The sequence below is a fragment of the Acinetobacter sp. ANC 4636 genome (assembly GCF_054454555.1).
The window spans coordinates 158,365-178,394 of the sequence record NZ_JBTKVD010000002.1 but is presented as its reverse complement, the minus strand read 5'-3'; the positions used below and the strand labels follow the sequence as shown (position 1 = coordinate 178,394).

General features: G+C 43.5%; 16 protein-coding genes and 2 tRNA genes. 8 read left to right on the top strand and 10 right to left on the bottom strand.

Translation table 11 applies throughout. The features are described 5' to 3' along the window. The first annotated feature begins 23 nt into the window (after positions 1-23). A complete protein-coding gene (locus ACX1N5_RS03010) occupies positions 24-1,091 on the top strand; it encodes a glycosyltransferase family 4 protein (RefSeq protein ID WP_458799629.1) in 1,068 nt (355 codons plus the stop codon). On the opposite strand, the gene ACX1N5_RS03005 is transcribed toward ACX1N5_RS03010, so the two are convergent. Continuing rightward, positions 1,081-2,211 carry a glycosyltransferase family 4 protein gene (locus tag ACX1N5_RS03005; RefSeq protein ID WP_458799631.1) on the bottom strand — a complete coding sequence of 377 codons (1,131 nt, stop codon included), beginning with the start codon at positions 2,209-2,211 and terminating at the stop codon, positions 1,081-1,083. The genes ACX1N5_RS03010 and ACX1N5_RS03005 overlap by 11 nt on opposite strands. A 498-nt stretch (positions 2,212-2,709) precedes the next feature. Between ACX1N5_RS03005 and ACX1N5_RS03000 the strand changes: the two genes are divergently transcribed. From ACX1N5_RS03000 to ACX1N5_RS02970, 7 genes are all read left to right on the top strand, one after another. Next, positions 2,710-2,786: transfer RNA gene (locus tag ACX1N5_RS03000), tRNA-Met, on the top strand. Between the two features lie 64 nt (positions 2,787-2,850). Further along, a tRNA-Met gene (locus ACX1N5_RS02995) sits at positions 2,851-2,927 on the top strand. 204 nt (positions 2,928-3,131) lie between these two features. Beyond that, positions 3,132-3,656 carry a ribosome maturation factor RimP gene (rimP, locus tag ACX1N5_RS02990; RefSeq protein ID WP_458799633.1) on the top strand — a complete coding sequence of 175 codons (525 nt, stop codon included), beginning with the start codon at positions 3,132-3,134 and terminating at the stop codon, positions 3,654-3,656. A 32-nt stretch (positions 3,657-3,688) separates the two neighbouring features. After that, the gene (gene nusA / locus ACX1N5_RS02985) at positions 3,689-5,173 is read left to right on the top strand and encodes a transcription termination factor NusA (protein WP_004754509.1); all 1,485 of its coding nucleotides are present in this window, start codon (positions 3,689-3,691) and stop codon (positions 5,171-5,173) included. 10 nt (positions 5,174-5,183) lie between these two features. Beyond that, on the top strand, positions 5,184-7,883 hold the full coding sequence (infB, locus tag ACX1N5_RS02980) for a translation initiation factor IF-2 (protein ID WP_131379592.1): 2,700 nt from the start codon (positions 5,184-5,186) through the stop codon (positions 7,881-7,883). Further along, positions 7,883-8,275 (top strand): ribosome-binding factor A, encoded by a 393-nt coding sequence (locus ACX1N5_RS02975; RefSeq protein WP_004754506.1) that lies wholly within the window; start codon positions 7,883-7,885, stop codon positions 8,273-8,275. The genes infB and ACX1N5_RS02975 overlap by 1 nt, the downstream gene beginning before the upstream one ends. A gap of 418 nt (positions 8,276-8,693) precedes the next feature. Continuing rightward, positions 8,694-9,218 (top strand): hypothetical protein, encoded by a 525-nt coding sequence (locus ACX1N5_RS02970; RefSeq protein WP_458799636.1) that lies wholly within the window; start codon positions 8,694-8,696, stop codon positions 9,216-9,218. Positions 9,219-9,393: 175 nt separating this feature from the next. On the opposite strand, the gene ACX1N5_RS02965 is transcribed toward ACX1N5_RS02970, so the two are convergent. The 9 genes from ACX1N5_RS02965 to ACX1N5_RS02925 form a co-directional block, all read right to left on the bottom strand. Further along, positions 9,394-9,801, bottom strand: coding sequence for a Na+/H+ antiporter subunit G (locus ACX1N5_RS02965; protein ID WP_458799637.1), 408 nt, complete (start codon positions 9,799-9,801; stop codon positions 9,394-9,396). A 15-nt stretch (positions 9,802-9,816) separates the two neighbouring features. Beyond that, positions 9,817-10,092 (bottom strand): monovalent cation/H+ antiporter subunit F, encoded by a 276-nt coding sequence (locus ACX1N5_RS02960; protein ID WP_004754496.1) that lies wholly within the window; start codon positions 10,090-10,092, stop codon positions 9,817-9,819. Beyond that, positions 10,089-10,607, bottom strand: a complete 519-nt coding sequence (locus tag ACX1N5_RS02955; protein ID WP_458799639.1) for a Na+/H+ antiporter subunit E — start codon at positions 10,605-10,607, stop codon at positions 10,089-10,091. Before ACX1N5_RS02955 ends, ACX1N5_RS02960 begins: the two co-directional genes overlap by 4 nt. Before the next feature lie 2 nt (positions 10,608-10,609). Continuing rightward, complete coding sequence (locus ACX1N5_RS02950; RefSeq protein ID WP_458799641.1) at positions 10,610-12,430, bottom strand: monovalent cation/H+ antiporter subunit D; 1,821 nt, start codon at positions 12,428-12,430, stop codon at positions 10,610-10,612. Then, positions 12,427-12,798, bottom strand: a complete 372-nt coding sequence (locus ACX1N5_RS02945; RefSeq protein WP_004754490.1) for a Na+/H+ antiporter subunit C — start codon at positions 12,796-12,798, stop codon at positions 12,427-12,429. Before ACX1N5_RS02945 ends, ACX1N5_RS02950 begins: the two co-directional genes overlap by 4 nt. A 4-nt stretch (positions 12,799-12,802) precedes the next feature. Further along, positions 12,803-15,628, bottom strand: a complete 2,826-nt coding sequence (locus tag ACX1N5_RS02940) for a monovalent cation/H+ antiporter subunit A (protein WP_458799643.1) — start codon at positions 15,626-15,628, stop codon at positions 12,803-12,805. Positions 15,629-15,944: 316 nt separating this feature from the next. Continuing rightward, positions 15,945-17,498, bottom strand: a complete 1,554-nt coding sequence (locus ACX1N5_RS02935; protein ID WP_458799645.1) for a UvrD-helicase domain-containing protein — start codon at positions 17,496-17,498, stop codon at positions 15,945-15,947. Then, on the bottom strand, positions 17,434-18,222 hold the full coding sequence (gene hisIE / locus ACX1N5_RS02930; RefSeq protein WP_458799647.1) for a bifunctional phosphoribosyl-AMP cyclohydrolase/phosphoribosyl-ATP diphosphatase HisIE: 789 nt from the start codon (positions 18,220-18,222) through the stop codon (positions 17,434-17,436). Before hisIE ends, ACX1N5_RS02935 begins: the two co-directional genes overlap by 65 nt. A gap of 181 nt (positions 18,223-18,403) precedes the next feature. After that, a complete protein-coding gene (locus ACX1N5_RS02925) occupies positions 18,404-20,023 on the bottom strand; it encodes an ABC1 kinase family protein (protein WP_458799648.1) in 1,620 nt (539 codons plus the stop codon). Between the last annotated feature and the right edge of the window lie 7 nt (positions 20,024-20,030).

The window sequence follows — 20,030 nt, the reverse complement described above, 5'->3', positions numbered from 1 at the left end:
CATTTTTGTGTAAACGACAATATATGTCTAAAGATGTCATTTTAGACAAATATGCGCGTTTATATGAAATGCCTCATCAATTGAGTTTACTTGGGCATGAGGTGGCTTGTTTCTGTTTAAGTTATCAGTCTCATGCTGAAGGTGTTTGGGATGAAACAACACCTCATAAAAAGTTGATATGGTCTTCAAAAAGTTATTTGGGTATCAAGAAAGCAGGTCTTTTATTTTATCCTTTGTATTTATTGAAGAAAATAGCTGATTTTCAGCCCGATATTATTATTGCTGCTTCGGATATTCCCCATATTATTTGGGGGGCATGGTTGGCAAAAAAACTGAATAAGCCCTTTGTTGCAGATTTATATGATAATTTTGAATCTTATGGTCAGGCTAAAATCCCTCTATTTAGGAACTTGTTCCATAAGGCGCTAGATCAGGCATCTTTGGTGACGACTACGAGTCATAGTTTGGCAAAAAAAATCCGTACCGAGCATCCAGCAGTTAAACATGTTTTGGCATTACCAAGTGTGATTGATAAAGCCTTATTTAAGGTTGGAGATCAACAACAGGCGCGCCAACAGTTGAATTTACCGCTCGATGTTCCTCTCATTGGTACAGCAGGTGGTTTAACCAAGATGAAGGGAATTACGGATTTATTTCGAGCATGGGAAATCATTAAGCAGCGAGATCCCCAGATACATCTAGTCTTGGCTGGTCCTATCGAGCCACAAACACCAATTCCCCAAGACGAGCGTGTGATATATTTAGGATTGCTGTCTCATCAACAAGTGGTAACACTATTCCAAGCTCTTGATGTTGGAGTGTTATGTATTCCTGATGATGCTTTTGGACAGTATTGTTTTCCACAAAAAGCCTATGAAATGTTGGCAACAGAACTCACCATTGTTTCAACTGCTATTGGGGATATGGTTGAGTTGGTTGGTCAACATCAAGAATTACTTTATTCATCAGGAAATTTCAGGCAATTGGCTGATCGTGTCATGTGGCAGTTACAACACTATCAAAAGCTCGATGTTCATATCCCAGACTGGTCTGAAAATATTCAGATGATGAATGGTTATCTTATTTTATAGTCTGCTCTAGTTTTGTATTTAAGGATTGCCAGCTAAATTGAGCAGCATATTGCTGGCAATTGTCTGCTGATATAGTTTGGGGTTTGAGTGCATCGAGAATGGTGTTGGTAAATAGAGTGTAGTCATTCGGTGTAATTAATAGTCCCGAATAATTTTGTTTTACAGCGTCAACAATGCCACCTGTCGCAAAGGCAACAGTCGGTGTGCCATGTGCTGCGGCTTCTATGGCAACCATACCAAAACCTTCAGGGTCATGAGGGATGTGTTTTACTGGAAAAACATGTAGATCTGCCAAATAGTAAAAACTAGCAAGTATGTCATCATTCTGAATGTTGCCAGTAAATATAATATTGTTCGTTAGATTATGCTTTTTTGCTGTAGTTAAAATTAGCTCTTTAGATTGCAGGTTTTTATTGAGTGATTGGCTTGGAGTATCTCCAATAATAACTAAAACAGTGTCTGGTAGGGTATCTACGACTTTTGAGAAGCATTGATCTATAAACTCATTCATACCTTTACGTTCTGTCAGTCGACCTACAGAAATCAAAATTTTTTTATCATTTAGACTATATTTATCTTTAAGACCCTGAATGAGCTCTTCATTCTTAGGTTTTGGAGGATATGTTACGCCTGGATGAATGATACTTAGCTTACCTTTTACGACTTTCTTCTTTAAGCATAGCTCATATGTTGGACTACTATTTGCAATGACCTGATCAGCGTTTCGTATAAATGGAACCCAACACAAATTATAGATCTTGTTGTTTGTACCTATATCTAGTCCATGTATATAAATAATACTTTTTTTTCTAAAAACTTTAGCCAGTAAAACAACTATGGGTGCAGTAAGCCCACTTCCTGCAAATAAAGTATCAGTAGGTTGAGTTATGCAAATCCAGAAAGCGCGTATAAAACTAAGAATAAGAAAAAGAGGGAGTGGACTCAAAGGAACTTCATAGAATTTTACATTTTTAGGAGCTAATTTTTTTGCTGCTGAGTGGCTAATCATAGTCACTTTATTTTGTTTAGATAACTCATCTGCAATATGCCAGTTTAAACGCTCCATACCACCGACTAATGGGGGTAAATTTCGAGTGATAATAAGAATATTATTATTCATCTGGGCACAATTAAAATTAGAGTCACGCGATTATATAGAATGAAGTGATAGGTGAGAAAGTGATAACTCAAAAAAGATAAAACCCGAGCAAGCTCGGGTTGAATATCTTGGTCAAACGTCCAGTTTAGCTACATCCATTCTTTGTCGTTCCATTGACAACTCAGCATACAATCCATGTGTGAACAAATCCTTTGTTCATTTCCATTTGCTGATGGCGCTATACTAATTGCCTGTATAAAATTACAGTAGACGCAAAAACCGTAAAATAATGTAAGTATTTTCTTACAAAGTTGGATGTATTGATCTGCTTTTAACTCATATTGTTTCATTCTGTGTGGCTTAAAGATTGATATTGCACAAAAAATGTCAGGTTGAAGTACATTGCAATAAAAAAGTGCAAAATCGCTTGCGTATAGGTAGGGTCTTCTATACAATGCGCCAATCGGTTGTAAACTGATACTTAAAACTTACTTTAAACCAGAAAGTAAGTTATGTTGATGCGGGATGGAGCAGTCTGGTAGCTCGTCGGGCTCATAACCCGAAGGTCGTTGGTTCAAATCCAGCTCCCGCTACCAATCAATAAAGTATGCAACTTTATTGAAGCTAAAGTAAAATTTAGTTAAACTATTGCATCGTTAATGCGGGATGGAGCAGTCTGGTAGCTCGTCGGGCTCATAACCCGAAGGTCGTTGGTTCAAATCCAGCTCCCGCTACCAAGATTCTTTCGAGAAGGCTCACATACAGGTGGGCCTTTTTGCACAATGGGCTTTGCTCGTTGTGACAGATGGGGCGAATTAACGCCCTTTTTTATTGGCGATCGTGTAGTGTCGACATCAATTGGTCAAAAAACCGTGTTTCACTACTAAAGGTTGTATCGGTGGTTCACCGATTGTTGTATTGCACAAAAATGACGAGAGTACATGAAACTATCAAATAAAACCCAAGCGTTACAAGATCTAATCGCACCTGCAGTTCATGCTTGTGGCGTTGACCTTTGGGGAATTGAATTTCTACCTCAAGGTAAGCGTTCTTTATTACGTATCTATATTGATAAACCAGCCGATGAAAATGCAGAACCTGTCATCAATGAAGATGGCGAAGTTGAGCATGGTCGTGGTGTCGGTGTAGAAGATTGTATCCGTGTTACCCAGCAGGTAGGTGCAATGCTGGATGTTCATGATCCGATTTCAGGTGAATATGCACTTGAAGTGTCTTCACCAGGTTGGGATCGTCCATTTTTTCAATTGGCACAACTGCAAGATTATATCGGGCAACAAGTGGCTTTTCGTTTAATCAGTGCTGTTGATAATCGCCGTAAATTTCAGGCAAAACTGGTTGCGGTGGATTTGGATGCGGAAACCATTCAGGTTGAAGTGGAAAAACAGCAGGTACTGGAAATCGATAGTCATAATATCGACAAAGCAAACTTAGTTTATCAAGACTAAATTATTAAGAAAATCTGAGATATAGGTGACTTATGGGTCGTGAGATTCTTACCGTTGCAGAGACGGTCAGTAATGAAAAAGGTGTAAGCCGCGAAGCCATCTTTGAAGCACTTGAACAAGCGCTTGTTGCTGCGACTAAGAAAAAATTCTACGAAGGCACAAATTCAGAAGAAGCACGTTTGCGCGTTGAGATTGACCGTAAAACTGGTGACTATCGCACTTTCCGCCAATGGGAAGTTGTAGCAGACGAAGATCATGAAATGCCTGCTTGCCAAGATGCAATTTCTGATGTTGATCCAGCGAAATGGTCAATCGGCGATATTCGTGAGCTTGAAGTTGAATCAATTGAATTTGGTCGTATTGCTGCCCAAATCGCGAAACAAGTGATTGTGCAAAAAATTCGTGAAGCAGAACGTGCGCTTATTGCTGATGCATATGCCGCTAAAGTTGGTGAGTTGATCTATGGTGAAGTGAAAAAACAAACCAAAGACGGTTTTATCATTGATTTAGGTGACAACGCAGAAGCATATTTGGCACGTGATCAAATGATTCCAAAGGAAATCTTACGTCCAAAACAGCGTGTCAATGCGATTCTTTATGAAGTGAATCGTGAAGGTCGCGGTGCGCAGCTATTATTGTCGCGTTCACATCCTGATATGCTGATTGCTTTAATGAAAAAAGAAATTCCAGAAATTTCTGAAGAAATTATTGAAATCAAAGCAGCTGCACGTCAAGCCGGAGTCCGTGCTAAAATTGCGGTGAAAACCAACGACCATCGTATTGACCCAGTAGGTGCATGTATTGGTATGCGTGGTACGCGTATTCAGGCAGTTCAGTCAGAATTGAATGGCGAGCGTATCGATGTTGTGGTGTGGTCAGATGATCCAGCACAGTATATTGCCAGCGCATTGGAACCTGCTGATGTATCAGGCATTGTCATTGATGAAGATGCAAAAACTGCAGATATTATTTTTGCAACCAGTGATCAGTTAGCACGTGCGATTGGCTCACAAGGTCAAAATGTACGTTTAGCTTCTGAACTAACTGGCTTTAAGCTTGATATGATGCTTGAAGATGAATACCGCTCGCGCCAGCAAAACGAAGCGCAGCAATACCTAGACATGTTTGTAACCCGTCTGGATATTGATGAAGGCCTGGCGATGGCTTTGGTTGAAATGGGCTTTACTTCACTTGAAGAAATTGCTTATGTGCCTGCAGAAACTTTCGATGAAATCGATTTGGATGCGGACACAGTTGAGTTGTTACAAACACGTGCCAAAGAAGCCGCTTTAGCGGATGCACTGCAACAACAAGAAAATGTTCAAGAGCCAAGTGAAGCATTATTAAATATGCAAGGCATGACACAAGAGATTGCCTATGCACTTGCCGGTCGTGGCATTGTGACGATTGATGATTTAGCAGACCAAGCCACCGATGATATCGCGGATATTGAAGGTTTAAATGCTGAAACTGCAGGTCAATTGATCATGAAAGCGCGTGAATCATGGTTTAACTAGGAGGTGGTGAATGACGGACAAGTCGATTAAAGAATTGGCGCAAAATGTAGGGCGTTCAGTTGAAAAACTTCTAGAGCAAGTTCGTGATGCAGGGCTGTCACAGCGTCATGCCGACGATATTATTACTACAGAACAGCAAGATACCCTTGTCAGCTATTTGAAGAAAGTTCATGGGCAAGACAGTGGTAATGCAGGAAAAATCACGTTGAAACGTAAAACAACCAGTACCGCAAAAGTTGCAAGTACCTCAGGTAAGGCGAAAACTATTAATGTAGAAGTACGTAAAAAGCATACTTTTACTAAGCCTGACCCAGAACAGATTAAAGCTGAAGCGAAAGCCAAGCTAGAAGCTGAAACCAAAGCACGCGCTGACACCGATGCGCAGGCACGTCCACAAGAGCAAACTAGTCGCCAGCCTGAAAACAATGCGACAGCAAGCCTCGAAGCCATGCGCGCTGCGCACAAGCAAGATAAAAAAGTGGTGGAAAGCCCGAAAACGGCTGTGGTGGTAAAAAAACGTGGCGGTGGTGCATTAAAACCGTTACCAAAACCAGCAGAAACACTCGAACAGAAAAAAGCACGTGAAGCTCAAGCTGCACAGCTGAAAGCGACCGAAGAAGCAGCACGCCGTAAAGCTGCAGAAGAAGCACAACAGCGTACACTTGAACAGATGCGTAAAATGGCATCTAAGTATTCAACTGACGAAGCAGCTACAACTATTCGTGTAATTGATGATGCTCCACTTGCCGCTGGTCTTGTTGGTCAGGCATATGAAGATTCGTTTGCTAAAGAAGACCGCGAAATTAAACGTGGCGGCAATACCAAAGATACGCGTAGCCAGAAGAAAGGTGGGCGTAATCAGGAAGAACAAAACTTCCAGAAAGCACATCATAAACGCGGTTTGAAGTTGAGCCAGTCAAATAAACACGGCTTTGAAAAACCAGTTAAAAAACAAGTCTATGATGTTGAAATTGGTTCAACAGTTGTAGTTGCCGATCTTGCACAAAAAATGGCTGTGAAAGTACGCGAAGTGATTAAAACACTCATGAAAATGGGTGAGTTAGTGACTCAAGACCAGTCGATTGAGCAAGATACTGCTGCACTTGTTGTTGAAGAAATGGGGCATAACCCGATTCTTGTGTCGGATACTCAGGCCGAAGACAACTTACTTGAAGCGGCTGAGCAAAAACGTGGTGAACTCAGCACTCGTCCACCTGTTGTGACGATTATGGGTCACGTTGACCATGGTAAAACCTCATTGCTTGACCGTATTCGCCGTTCAAAAGTGGCTGCGGGCGAAGCAGGCGGGATTACTCAGCACATCGGTGCTTACCATGTGGAAACACAAAAAGGTATTATTACTTTCCTAGATACTCCGGGACACGCAGCGTTTACTGCAATGCGTTCACGTGGTGCGAAAGCGACTGATATTGTGGTCTTGGTTGTTGCAGCAGATGATGGTGTTATGCCACAAACTGCAGAAGCGATTGACCATGCTCGTGCAGCAGGTACGCCAATTATTGTTGCGATCAACAAAATGGATAAAGAATCTGCTGATCCAGATCGCGTATTGAATGAATTGACTACCAAAGAAATCGTACCTGAACAATGGGGCGGTGACGTTCCAGTTGCATTGGTTTCAGCACATTCGGGTCAAGGTATTGATGAACTTCTTGATTTGATCTTGATTCAGGCTGAAATGCTAGAACTACAAGCTTCTGAAGAAGGTGCAGCACAAGGTGTTGTTATTGAAGCACGTGTTGACAAAGGTCGCGGTGCAGTGACTTCGATCTTGGTACAAAACGGTACATTGAATGTAGGTGACTTGGTTCTTGCAGGTTCATCTTATGGTCGTGTGCGTGCCATGTCAGACGAAAATGGCCAGCCAATCAAATCGGCAGGTCCTTCTATTCCTGTGGAAATCTTGGGTCTTCCAGATGCGCCAATGGCAGGTGACGAAGTTCTTGTTGTTAACGATGAGAAAAAAGCACGTGAAGTGGCTGATGCACGCGCAGACCGTGAACGTCAAAAACGTATTGAGCGTCAAAGTGCAATGCGTCTTGAAAACATTATGGCGTCTATGGGCAAGAAAGATGTACCAACCGTTAACGTAGTGCTTAAAACTGACGTTCGCGGTACATTAGAAGCCTTGAATGCAGCATTGACTGAATTGTCAATGGACGAAGTACGAGTTCGTATCATCAGCTCTGGTGTTGGTGCGATTACTGAGTCTGATGTGACTTTGGCAGAATCTTCTGAAGCTGTATTGCTTGGCTTTAACGTTCGTGCTGATGCAACTGCACGTCAGAAAGCTGATCAAGACGGTATCGATATTCGTTACTATAGTGTTATCTATGAATTGATCGATGACGTAAAAGATGCCATGAGTGGTAAATTGGCGCCTGAACATCGTGAAACCATCTTGGGTATCGCACAAGTACGTGAAGTGTTCCGTTCAAGCAAGTTCGGTGCAGCTGCGGGCTGTATGGTAATGGAAGGTGTAATTCACCGTAACAAACCAATTCGTGTCTTGCGCGACGATGTTGTGGTATTCCAAGGCGAACTTGAATCTCTACGTCGTTATAAAGATGTAGTTGAAGAAGTTCGTGCTGGTATGGAATGTGGTCTTGCCGTGAAAGGTTATAAAGACATCAAAGCACTCGACAAGATCGAAGTGTATGATGTTCAAATTGTGAAACGGAGTCTTTAATGGCGGGTAGCCAACGCTTAAAGCGCATGGCGGATTCGGTACAACGTGAGTTGTCTGGGCTTATCCGTCAGGAGCTTAAAGATCCTCGCTTAGGTGGTCTAGTGACCATCTCTGCGGTGAAAGTCAGTGCAGACATGGGTTATGCTGAAGTTTATGTCACTGTAATGGGACGTGAGCTTGGTGATGAGCAAAGTGAAGCAGCAAATAAAGAAACTTTAGACGTATTAAATAAAGCTTCTGGTTTCTTGCGTCATGAGTTGAGTCGTCGTATCAAGACACGTATTACGCCAAGATTGCGTTTCCACTATGACAAAACCAATGCTTATGGTAACTATATGTTTGGTCTGATCGCTGAGGCAGTCAAAGACTTGCCTGAGCAAGACAAAGAATAAAGAAAAAGCCACCTTCGGGTGGCTTTTTTATGCGTATTTCTATGTACATATTCATATGTTTTGTTTCAGCGATGATTTGTCGATTTTGTGAATGTTTGGGCATTCTTATTAATTTGATCTAATCGAAATCGTGGAGCACTGGTTAAGGAATAGGTGTAAAGTGTGACGATACACGTAAAAGTCGTTGTTGTGTGCTGATATTTGAAATGTATTTATATAAGTAGTTGAATTTAAAATAATAAAAATAGATTTTGCATAAGGTATACTATGTTAATCTTAAAGGAACTTAAAAATATTCATTTTTGTTTCAGCCATAAATGTATATTTTTCTAAAGTAAAAAAGTCAATTATATTTATAATGATATCTTTGATTTCAACCAAATTTTTATTAATTTATAATATGAAATGTCTAATTAAATTGTTATTAGTTTCATCTTTTTTGGGTATTTCAATAGTTTCTTCATTTGCCAATGAGCGGGAAGTTAAAACAATTGCAATCCGGAAGCCCACTGGCAAACTTTATTCATGTGAATACACAATTACCTATTCAAATTTGGAAAATCAAAAAGCGTTTTCGAATGACAAAATAGCCAATAAAAATCTACCATTTATTTACACAAAAACAGTTAATAGTGTTTACCAATATGAAGAGAGCCCAATTGTGCATCCGCCTAAAAATTTAAATATTAAAGTGGACTTTGATTTAAAAATGGATAAGAAAGCATATAACATCAAAATTCATCCTAGTACCGATTCTGCAAGTCTAGATAAAAGCATTCAGAGTGCTTTTTTAATCGCCAGATTTTCTACACATAAAGGTTTTTGGTGGGGGGATACTTTAAAGTTTTCAGATGAAATAAGATTAGAAAAAACTGATAATTGTAAAATACGAAATATGTATGATAACGAGCTTTTGTTATGGCATAAGAAAGCATCTTCCTAATAATTACAGTTTTATTTTTGACTATTTAATATAATGGTTGCTATACGAAATGCTCTTTAAAAACTTATTATTTTTCAATTCTTTAAAATTTCGACTGACCTAAAAGCAGCAATTAGAAACAAAGTACTCTCTCCATCAGAAAGATAAAGAGAGTGTGAACTATGATAAAAGAAGCTTATTCATCAGGAGTCTGGTTAAAGCGCTGCTCACGCTTTTGCGCCTGACGCTGTAAACGGTAACGATCCCAAGGTAATGGACGTTCAATCGCTTCGGGAACATCGCCACTTAAAGAGCGTAGCTTTAAATGCAGTGCAGCTTGCGCCATTAAATTTGCAGATACAGGCGCAGTAATAAAAGCTAGCAAGGTAATCAATAATTCAGAAAAACCAAAATGTCCCTGAAATGCCCAGTAAATCATGGCTGCAATCAGAAAGCTGCCCAAACCGAGCGTACTGGATTTGGTCGGTGCATGTAAACGGGTAAATAAATCGGGTAGGCGAATCATGCCAATACCGCCCACTAGCATAAAAAAGCTACCGACCAGTAAGAAAAACGACACCAAGATTTCCATCAATAATTGCATGTTTGATTCTCCTGCTTAGTCGATCACATGACCTGTGGTGAAGTAACGTGCCAAAGCAACAGTCGACACAAAACCCAACATGGCAATCAGAAGTGCGCCTTCAAATAGTTGCGTGGTTGTCCAGTACACACCCAGCACTATCACAAGACCTGTGGCATTGAGAAACAGGGTATCTAGTGCCAGCAGGCGGTCAACAATCGAAGGACCAAATACCAAACGCACCAGACATAACAACATGGAAATACAGATCATGATTAAGCAAATGCCCAATACATACGGCAAAATCATCATGGTGTTTCTCCTTGTTTGGCATGGAAAATTTTCAGCAAAGGCGCTTCATAGCGCTGTTTGATCTGATCAATTTCGGCTTGTGGGTCGCTGCAACTGAGTGCATGTACCAAAATGTCTCCACGTTCCTGATCAATCCCTGCGCTGACTGTACCGGGTGTCGTGGTAATAATCATTGCCAGTAAAGAATTGACCTGTTCATGCTGAGAGTCGAGCGGAACACGGAACCATTTGGGTTGCAGTTTTTCGGTTGAACCCAGTACCAGTTTTGCCACCACAAAATTCGCAATAATGACATCGTAAAGCACCACAAAAAACAGTCGAATGGCTTGCTTCGAGTCAATATGGGGAGTGTGGGTAATAAAATGCTGGAGCAGTTTGGGAATCAATATTGCCAGTAGTGCTGCCATGAGTAGGTCTGAAGCATCCAGACTATGCGACAGCATGAGCCAAGATAGCCCGACCATAACCGAAACAAAAGGGTGGGGCAAGCGGTCGATCCAAAGGAATTTTGTCATGCTTAGCGCTCCACAGACTGTAGTTTCAGTTGTTCATGATCAGGCGTGTCGGGTACATCATGAAGATTGTTCAGCTGGTCATGAATCTGTTGTTGCTTGTAAAGTGAAATATGTTCGCCATGCAGCGTATTCGGGTGAATCATGGCAGGAATTAGATGGGCGTTAGCATCGGGGTTTTCACCGCCATATTTGGTTTCGGGAATATATTCAGGATCAAAGGGCTGGGTGCTGATATATTGCCTATCTTGATCACGTTGCAAAATATGCTGTTGATAAAGACTTTGTTGCTCCAGTTGTAGGCTGGCTGCACTTAAATAACGCTGTACAGGTTGTGCCGCAGCAACGTATGCCACCAATATTAGCAATAGCAGATACAGCGCCATCGCATTGCCTTTTGGCGCAATTGCAGGCAGTGCCTGATAATTTCGATAAGCTTGAGTTTCTGGATTATCCTCAGGTTCGCTCGATTGCCAAAATAAAATAAAGCCGACACGAATAAACGCCACAATACTGAGTAAGCTCACCACCAAAATGCCTGCAATAATCTCGAGTTGCCATGGGTGTTGCTGAACAGCATGTAAAATAAACACCTTACCCAAAAAACCACTAAATGGCGGTAAGCCTGCCATCATCAATGCAATAATAAAAAAGCAGATCGACAGTAGCTTTTCCTGTTTCATCCGCGGCGCAACTTTGAGGTGGTCTTTAAATTCACCACGCTGCGCTGTAATCCAGCCACAGAGTAAATAAAATGCTGCACCAATGATTGTGCTATGAAACAGATAATATAAGCCTGCCGCCCATGCTTCTGTACGGTGTAAGCCAATCGCAATACAGATCGTACCCAGCGATGATAAAATCATAAAACCGACAAAGCGTCGTAACCGCAAAGCACCAATCGCGCCAATCACACCATAGAGTGAACTGAGTAATCCCAAAATTAACAAGATATCAAACAGGGAGTGATCATGGTCATTGAGGAAAATCAACGAGTTGACCCGCAAAATTGCATATAAGCCGACTTTGGTCATCACAGTGAAAATTGCAGCGACAGGGGTGCTGGCAACGGCATAGGTTTTAGGCAACCAAAAGCCCAAAGGCAAAACCGCTGCCTTAATCGCAAATACAGTAAATAAAAGATAGCCACCTGCCTGAGCCAGTGCTGCCTGATCAGGGGCAAGTGTTGGAAATAAACGCGCGACATCTGCCATGTTCAGGCTGCCAACACTGGCATAAATCAGCCCAAGCCCAATCAAAAATAGAGCACTGGCGAGCAGGTTAATCACCACGTAGTGAATACCTAATTGAAAGCGTGCTTTGCCTTGTCCATGAATCAGCAAAACATAAGATGCCATCAGCAGGATTTCAAAAAATACAAACAGGTTAAATAAGTCGGCAGTCAGAAATGCACCGCATAACCCCATCAATAAAAACTGGAACAGTGCGTGAAAATAGCGCCCGCGAGCATCCCAGCCCTGACTGGCATACGCAACAATCGGTAGTGCAAGCGTATAGGTCAGGAGCAGCATAAATGCTGAAAGTCGATCTAACACAAGGACTATACCAAACGGCGCGGACCATTCGCTGAGTTGATAGACACTGATTTGCCCTGAACTTGCATGTACAAAATAGCTGATTGCTGTGATGAAACCCAAAGCAGTCGCTACAATACTAATCCCACGTCGCCATGTTTGACGATGATCTTTCGCCAGTTGCCCTGCACCAGGATTGCCTAAAAGCAGCAGAATAAAGCCTGTAAATGCAGGAATGAGAATACTAACAATAGGCGTATGTTGTTGCCAAAAATCAAACCATGTCATCATGATGCTTTATCCTCACTCGGGTCATCAGGTAACTCGGTAATTTCTTTGGAATCGACATGATCCGTCCCTGACTCATAGCGACTGCGTAGCGCTAATTGCACAATAAATGCAGTCGTGGCAAAACCAATCACAATTGCGGTGAGTACCAGTGCTTGAGGTAAGGGGTCTGTCACATGTGTAGTTCTGGTCAAGATTGCAGGTGCATTGACCTGAATCCGGCCTGTGGCAAATAAAAACAGGTTCACGGCATAGCCAATCATGGCAAGACCCAGCACCACGGGGAAGGTACGCGCCCGTAGCAATAAATACACACCTGTTGCAACCAGCAGTCCTATTCCTGAAGCTAACAGTAATTCTAAGCTAATCATTGTTTTACTCCTTTGGGATAGGGCCTGAAATGTTAGTGTGCCTTGAGTCGCCCAAGACTGAAATCATCAGCATGGTGGCACCGACAACAGTCAGGTACACGCCTAAATCAAACAGCGTCGCTGACGCTAAATGCAGCTTGCCAAAGATAGGCAGATATACATACACATGAGCACTGGTCAAAAAAGGACGTGACCAGAGCCATGCCAGTACGCCTGTTATGCCTGCAATGCTTAAACCCGTGCCAATCCAGATTTCATACAGTCGTCCAGATTTGGCTTTGAGCAGTTGTTCTGCATAGTCCTGACCTAGGGCAATATATTGAATAATCAATGCCATTGCCGTGATTAAACCTGCAATAAAGCCACCCCCAGGGAGGTTATGTCCACGCATGAAAATATACAGGCTGACCACTAATGCGATAGGCAGCACCCATGATGCAGTTGTGCGTACCAACAGTGGAGATGGATTAAAACGGTAGCTCAGCCCTTGGGTAATGGTGGTGCCGTGCGTACGCATCCCATCCATAAGCGATAATGTGCCAAGCGCAGCAATACCCAGTACCGTAATTTCACCGAAGGTATCGAAACCACGAAAATCGACCAGAATCACGTTAACAATATTTGAGCCGCCTCCCAATGGTAAGGACTGCTGCACAAAAAACCATGAAATTGAATCATGATCTCGGGTCAGAATCAGCCAGCTGATCCAGCCGACACCTCCACCTGCAACAATTGCTAAAATTGCATCGCGCCAGCGTTGGGTTTGAGTCGACTCATAGGGAGTCAATTGAGGTAATAGTGACAGGCTCATTAACAGTAGCACGGTGGTCACAACATCGACGGTAATTTGAGTCAGTGCCAAATCAGGTGCCGACAGCGCGACAAAAACCAGAGTCACCACCAGACCGACTGCGCCACTAATCAAGACAGCCTTGATCCGTTCATGATGAAACCACAACATCATCCAGCAGGCACTAAACAACAGTAACCAGAGCACGATGCCAATCCACGGTGCCTGAGTGAGGAGATGTGTACCTGTACGCAGTGGTTGGCTGCACAATGGAATGAGCAGCATGACAATACTAAAACTGATGATCCAGAACAAATAATGTTGCAGCTTGCCTGTTTCAGTTTTGAGCTTGACCACACGTCCAAAATAAACAATCTGCTGCATGAGGTATTCAAAAATTAGTTTGCCTTGCAGCTTGCGCAGATAATCTTCGATGTCAATATGACGGATCAGTGCCCCACGACTTAAATGCAGATAAAAGACCGAGCCGCCGACCAGCGCAACCATACTCATGAGTAGGGGTAAATTGACCCCATGCCAAATCGCTAAATGTACGCTGTGAAATTCATTGAGCTGTAACGATGCCCGAGTCACCTGATTGACTAGTGTTTCAGCAAAAAATGCTGGGAAGATGCCCACTAAAATGCACAGGCTGGCCAGTAAAATGATCGGGCCACGCATACCAAGTGCAGGTTCATGTGCATGAGGATTGGGAATCTGCTCGCCGATTTCGCCATCGAAAAACACTCCATGTACCAGACGGAACGAGTAGGCAACTGCAAAAATCCCTGCCAATGTGGCAACTGCAACACCTAAAATGAGGCTAAAACCAGACAAATGCTGAACCAGTTCAGTAAAGAACATTTCTTTGGATAAAAAACCATTGGTGAATGGCACGCCTGCCATGGCAGAAGCGGTAATCATGGTCAGTGTGCCTGTGAACGGCAGTAAGTACCAGATTCCTTGCAGTTTTTTTAGGCTACGCGTACCTGTTTCATGATCAATAATGCCTGCGATCATAAACAAGGCAGCCTTAAAGGTTGCATGGTTTAAAATATGGAAAATTGCAGCTGCAACGGCCAGAGGTGACCCCAGTCCAAGCAGACACATAATCAGCCCCAGATGGCTGATGGTTGAGTAAGCCAGCAAGCCTTTAAGGTCTTCTTTAAAAATCGCAAAAAATGCACCGAGTGCAAAGGTGATAAGCCCGACAATGGTGACTAAATTGTGAAACAAGCTAAAACCGACAAAAATCGGCAGTAGGCGAGCCACTAGAAAAATCCCTGCTTTGACCATGGTCGCCGAGTGCAAATAGGCTGAAACAGGCGTTGGGGCTGCCATTGCATTGGGGAGCCAAAAATGAAACGGGAACTGCGCACTTTTTGTAAATGCACCCAGTAAAATCAACAATAGCGCAGGGACAAATAACGGTTGCGTTTGCAAAGTTGAACCCAGCGCCAAAATCTGATCCAGCTGAAAACTACCTGCCATTTGTCCCAGCAGCATAAAGCCACCGAGCATCGCCAGCCCCCCCGTGCCTGTAATAATCAGTGCCATGCGTGAACCGCGCTGTGCAGCTTCATAGCGATGCCAGTACGCCACCAGTAAAAATGAGGAAATACTGGTCAGCTCCCAAAACACCAGTAAGATGATCAGGTTGTTGGACAGGGAAATACCGAGCATGGCCGCCATAAACAGCATCAGCAAGCCATACAGTTTACTCAGGGAGTTTTTTTCACCTAAATAATAATAGGCATAAATAAAAATCAGGGTTCCAATTCCACTGATAAGCAAGCCAAATAACAAGCCCAAAGCATCAAGGCGAAAACTGAAATTAATACCAATTTCAGGGAGCCAAGCCCAGGTTTGTAACAGGGTAGCACCATGAAAAATTGAATTTGACTGACTGAGCAAAAGCCCGAAACAACTTAAGCTAATACTTATAGCGGCGAGCATGTTGAGGCGGCGTGGTGCGTGTGATAAACACGAAACCAGTCCTGTGCCGAAAAGCAGAGGTAACAGTATGATAATGGCTAACACACTTGAATCCCTAAGTTGTCAATTAGGTCATGACCTAAAGTTATGTTTCTTTTAAAAATCAGAGGCGTGCAAAGAGCATTCCAATATTCAATTTTTAAAAGCCGAAGTGCGCTCTACTAGGCTGTAACCGAGAGACCGACTGGGTTAGATGGGTAAAATATGTGCTGAAATAAATTAAGTACAAGATTATTCTACATTTTTTGACGGCTAAAACTAGCCCTTTTAAAGGCTGTTGCGCCGTTTGTCCTGTAAATGCCTATTCTGATTATAATTTTTAAGTTTTATAAATTTGTTACTTAATTTCAGCCAATCGCATCTACAGTGAAGTGGGTGCAAGGGTATGCGGCTTAAATGGAGTTTTTTGTTTAAGTTGTTGGATTAGATCATAAATATAATGGATATTTAGACTGACTTTGGCACGGGTACATGCCACATAAAGTAAACGCAATTCTTCATCACTGATTTTATGATCATGTGCATTGAGCTTAAACTGATAGTCATCTTCCAGATGTACCCGATCCCATTCCAAACCTTTGGCTTTGTGCGCAGTAGAAATCACATAGTCCGCTTCCTGAATCGGCGTGATTTTTTCCAAAGCGCGTTTGAGTGGCGCAGTCCCATGATCATCCACCAGTTTGACGAGGGGTTTAATATCACTGCCTTCATTGGTTTCGCAGTATTCATGCACGTCATGCCATGAATTAAACCATGCCAGTTCAGGCACATCAGTGACGCGTTTGCCCTGTTTTAAAATGCTCGCGGCATCAATAAAGCGGTTCAGGCGAGCATGATCGGCCTGCAAACTGACTCTCTCACCACTGACCAGACCTGCCAGAAGCAATTCCATGGCGCGTGCGTTGGTACGACATAAAATCGCATCACGCTTTTTGGTATGTGGCTTATTAAATACTAAAGATTTACGTTCAGGATTGCCGCGCAACGGAACGGTTTCTTTCAGCCCACCGAGCAAGCTGTTGGCAACCTCGGCAATCGGTTCGCCAAAACGAAATGAAGTGGTCAGGCGTGACTCTGTCAGTGGCAGTTTTTGCATGGCATTGACTGCGCCACGCCATGCGTAAATCTGTTGATGGGCATCACCGACATAAATCACTTGGGTATTTTTCTGTTGTAGCAAAATCCCGAGCATGAGCGGGTCAGCATCTTGAGCTTCATCAAACAAAATATAGTCCGCAGGAATATACGGTTCAGAGAGTGCCCATAGCTTGAGGTAGATGTCATGCCCAATGCCTGCCTGATGTTGTGGATTCACCGAATCCAACCAGCGGCGTTCCAGTGCAGGGTATAAATGCTGTTGCAGGGCAGTTGCATCATCGGGATGCAGCCAGCTCGGCACCTGAATATGCCGTGGTGCAGGGTATTGTGAACTGGTGGCACAAAAGTAGCCCACAGCATTGACCACGATACTTGCAAGGCGACTTGGCATTAGTGCGTATTTTTCGTAACGCCCACCCATCAAACGGCGCAGGGTAATGGGTTCAAGCCGATATTCTTTGGCAAGAAAACTCGGACTCAGACGTGGCAGACGCAATTTGTCGGTAATGTTGCGTGGCACACTGCGATAGGCAAGCGAGTGAAAGGTGCGGCTGTCGACATTGCGGTGAAATTTCTGTTGGGCTTCACTGGCAATGGCTTTGTTAAATGCCAGATACATGCCACGCCGTTCAGGCATGGCAGCACTAATCATTTGCAGGGTGGTAGTTTTACCCGTACCCGCGTAGGCCACCACTTTGAACGATTCGCCACGGAGCGCATGCTCAATGGCGATCTGCTGTTCGGCAGTTGGTTTAGTGGGCTGCACGATTTGCTTTTTCAACCAGCCCTGACAGGCCTTGACGGCGTGCCAGTTCATTTAGCACGATTTGCGGGTCAATATCAAAATAACCGAGCATGACAATGCTGTGGAACCACAAGTCGGCCACTTCATAAATCAGGTCATTCTTGTTGTCTTCGCTTGCATGGCTGGCGAAATCTTTCGCGGCAATGATGGTTTCGACACTTTCTTCGCCGACTTTTTCTAAAATCTTGTTGAGACCTTTGTGATACAGCTTCGCCACATAAGAACTTTCAGGGTCGGCTGCCTTACGCTCAATCATCATTTTACCGAGGTAATCAAGCACTTCGACACTTTCCGCCTGTGCATTTGAAGCGGACATGGCAAGGGTATGCGGATTGCTAGAAGCGGTATTGTGATAGATCTCGCTCGGGTCTTTCAGCTGTGCATCGACAATTTCCCAACCATTTTCAGTCAGCTTGCGGTAGAAACATGACTCGCGACCTGTATGGCAGGCGATGCCGCCATGTTGTTCAATTTGCAGCACAATCACGTCGGCATCGCAGTCAAGGCGAATTTCATGCACAGTCTGGAAGTGCCCAGACTCTTCGCCTTTGTGCCACAGTTTTTGACGTGAACGGGAAAAATAGACCGCCTGTTTTTTCTCTGCAGTCAGCGCCAGCGATTCACGGTTCATCCATGCCACCATCAAGATTCTTCCGGTATGATGATGCTGTGCAATCGCAGGAATGAGACCTTGTTCGTTAAATTTTACTTCATCGAGCCATTGCATATTGTTCATGGAAAATCACCAAATTTCTTGCGTGGAAAAAAGAGGCTTAAATTAAGCAGGGCTATAGTGTACGGCAAAGCATTGCAATGCGGAAATATTCTTTTGATCTGATTCAACTGAAACATGACAGACAAACATGGTATGCAAGTATCAAAAATCAACAGACAATATGCAGATCTTGAAATCTCGCCTAACGCACAATTCGCCACAGCGCGATCAGACTGGCAACAACAATCAGTGGAATCGACACAAACCACGGACTGATGATGGCGATGCTGAGTAAAATCGCGATCATGCTGCCAAAAATCCAGCTGCGTTTTTGCTGCTGTTGCATCTGTAAACGTAAATGCTGTAATTCACGTAATTGCTTGTCTTGCCATGCCGACTGATTTTTTAAGCCATTGAGGCTGTCCACAATCAGCGTTGGAATATCCTGTGCACCCAAGAGCAAGTCTGGAATTTGCTGTCCTAACTGTTTGATATTTTTTACAGGATCCATGTTGGACTTGACCCATTCAGTCAGAATCGGTTTTGCCAGTTTCCAGATATCCAGCTCAGGGTAGAGGTCTGTACCCAAACCTTCCACGTGTACCAAGGTTTTCAGCAACAGCATCAATTGCGGTGGAATTTCCAGATGGAAACGACGGGCAATATCCATCACCTGAATCAAGATGCCTGCAAAATCTAGCTCATGCATGGGCTTGGAAATCATAGGTCCCACAGTACGGCGCATTTCACGTGCCAACGCATCCTGATCGGTGCCTGGTGGAATCCAGCCTGCCTGATGCACCACCTGAATCAGCTGCATGAAATTACCGTTCATCACAGCAAGTAGCATGCGGGCAACCGTCATTTGGTCTTGTTTGGAGAGTTCACCCATAATGGCGCAGTCGAGTGCAATATAGCGCGGCTGCTGAGGATTAATGGTTTCCACAAACACGTTGCCAGGGTGCATGTCGGCATGGAAAAAGTTGTCACGGAAGACTTGGGTGAAGAAAATGGTCAAGCCTTTTTCTGCCAGATCTGCACGGTTCATGCCGAGACGGTCAAAGGTTTCAGTATTTGAAATCGGTACGCCCGTAATGCGTTCCGCTACCATGACATCGGTACTGTCCATATAGACATCAGGCACATACATCATGCTTGAGCCTGTGAAGTAATGGCGCATACGGCGAGTATTATCCGCTTCGAGAGTCAGATCCAGTTCATTCAGAATGGTTTGGCGGTAGTTCTGAATAATTTCCGATAGATGCAGGGCACGAGCAGCTTCCAAACGGTTTTCGAGGTTATGTCCAAGCCACGTCAGAATTTCAAAATCTTGCAGAATTTGTGCGCGAATATTCGGGCGGGTGACTTTGACTACTACCTCACGTCCATCATGCAGTGCAGCAGTATGTACCTGTGCAATCGATGCTGCGGCAAGTGGTTGTTCGTCGAAACGGGAAAATAGCGAGTTGATATCCGCTTTCAAGGATTGCTGAATGCGTATTTTGGCGACATCGGCATCGAAAGGCTTCACCCGATCTTGCAGTAACACTAACTGTTGCAAGATTTCAGGGGCAATCAGGTCACGACGGGTCGATAATAACTGGCCGAGTTTGATGGCTAAAGGCCCCATCTCCTCTAAAGCTTCTTTGAGCTTGAGCGGATTTTTGCCCTGTTTGCTTGACCATGCCGCAGGATGCAGGCGAATCAGTTTCAGTAAGGGGCGCGCCTTGATAGGAATGTCTTCCGCAGCAACCAACGTGTCGAGTCTATAGTGCGCAGCAATACGCCACAGTTCGAGTAAACGGGAAATATGCGGAATCATTGAAGCG

Bases quoted from the DNA above. Each gene is read 5' to 3' on its own strand.
- ACX1N5_RS03010 (WP_458799629.1), top strand. From the start codon at position 24: ATGTCTAAAGATGTCATTTTAGACAAATATGCGCGTTTATATGAAATG.
- ACX1N5_RS03005 (WP_458799631.1), bottom strand. From the start codon at position 2,211: ATGAATAATAATATTCTTATTATCACTCGAAATTTACCCCCATTAGTC.
- rimP (WP_458799633.1), top strand. From the start codon at position 3,132: ATGAAACTATCAAATAAAACCCAAGCGTTACAAGATCTAATCGCACCT.
- nusA (WP_004754509.1), top strand. From the start codon at position 3,689: ATGGGTCGTGAGATTCTTACCGTTGCAGAGACGGTCAGTAATGAAAAA.
- infB (WP_131379592.1), top strand. From the start codon at position 5,184: ATGACGGACAAGTCGATTAAAGAATTGGCGCAAAATGTAGGGCGTTCA.
- ACX1N5_RS02975 (WP_004754506.1), top strand. From the start codon at position 7,883: ATGGCGGGTAGCCAACGCTTAAAGCGCATGGCGGATTCGGTACAACGT.
- ACX1N5_RS02965 (WP_458799637.1), bottom strand. From the start codon at position 9,801: ATGCAATTATTGATGGAAATCTTGGTGTCGTTTTTCTTACTGGTCGGT.
- ACX1N5_RS02960 (WP_004754496.1), bottom strand. From the start codon at position 10,092: ATGATGATTTTGCCGTATGTATTGGGCATTTGCTTAATCATGATCTGT.
- ACX1N5_RS02955 (WP_458799639.1), bottom strand. From the start codon at position 10,607: ATGACAAAATTCCTTTGGATCGACCGCTTGCCCCACCCTTTTGTTTCG.
- ACX1N5_RS02950 (WP_458799641.1), bottom strand. From the start codon at position 12,430: ATGATGACATGGTTTGATTTTTGGCAACAACATACGCCTATTGTTAGT.
- ACX1N5_RS02945 (WP_004754490.1), bottom strand. From the start codon at position 12,798: ATGATTAGCTTAGAATTACTGTTAGCTTCAGGAATAGGACTGCTGGTT.
- ACX1N5_RS02935 (WP_458799645.1), bottom strand. From the start codon at position 17,498: ATGAACTGGCACGCCGTCAAGGCCTGTCAGGGCTGGTTGAAAAAGCAA.
- hisIE (WP_458799647.1), bottom strand. From the start codon at position 18,222: ATGAACAATATGCAATGGCTCGATGAAGTAAAATTTAACGAACAAGGT.
- ACX1N5_RS02925 (WP_458799648.1), bottom strand. From the start codon at position 20,023: ATGATTCCGCATATTTCCCGTTTACTCGAACTGTGGCGTATTGCTGCG.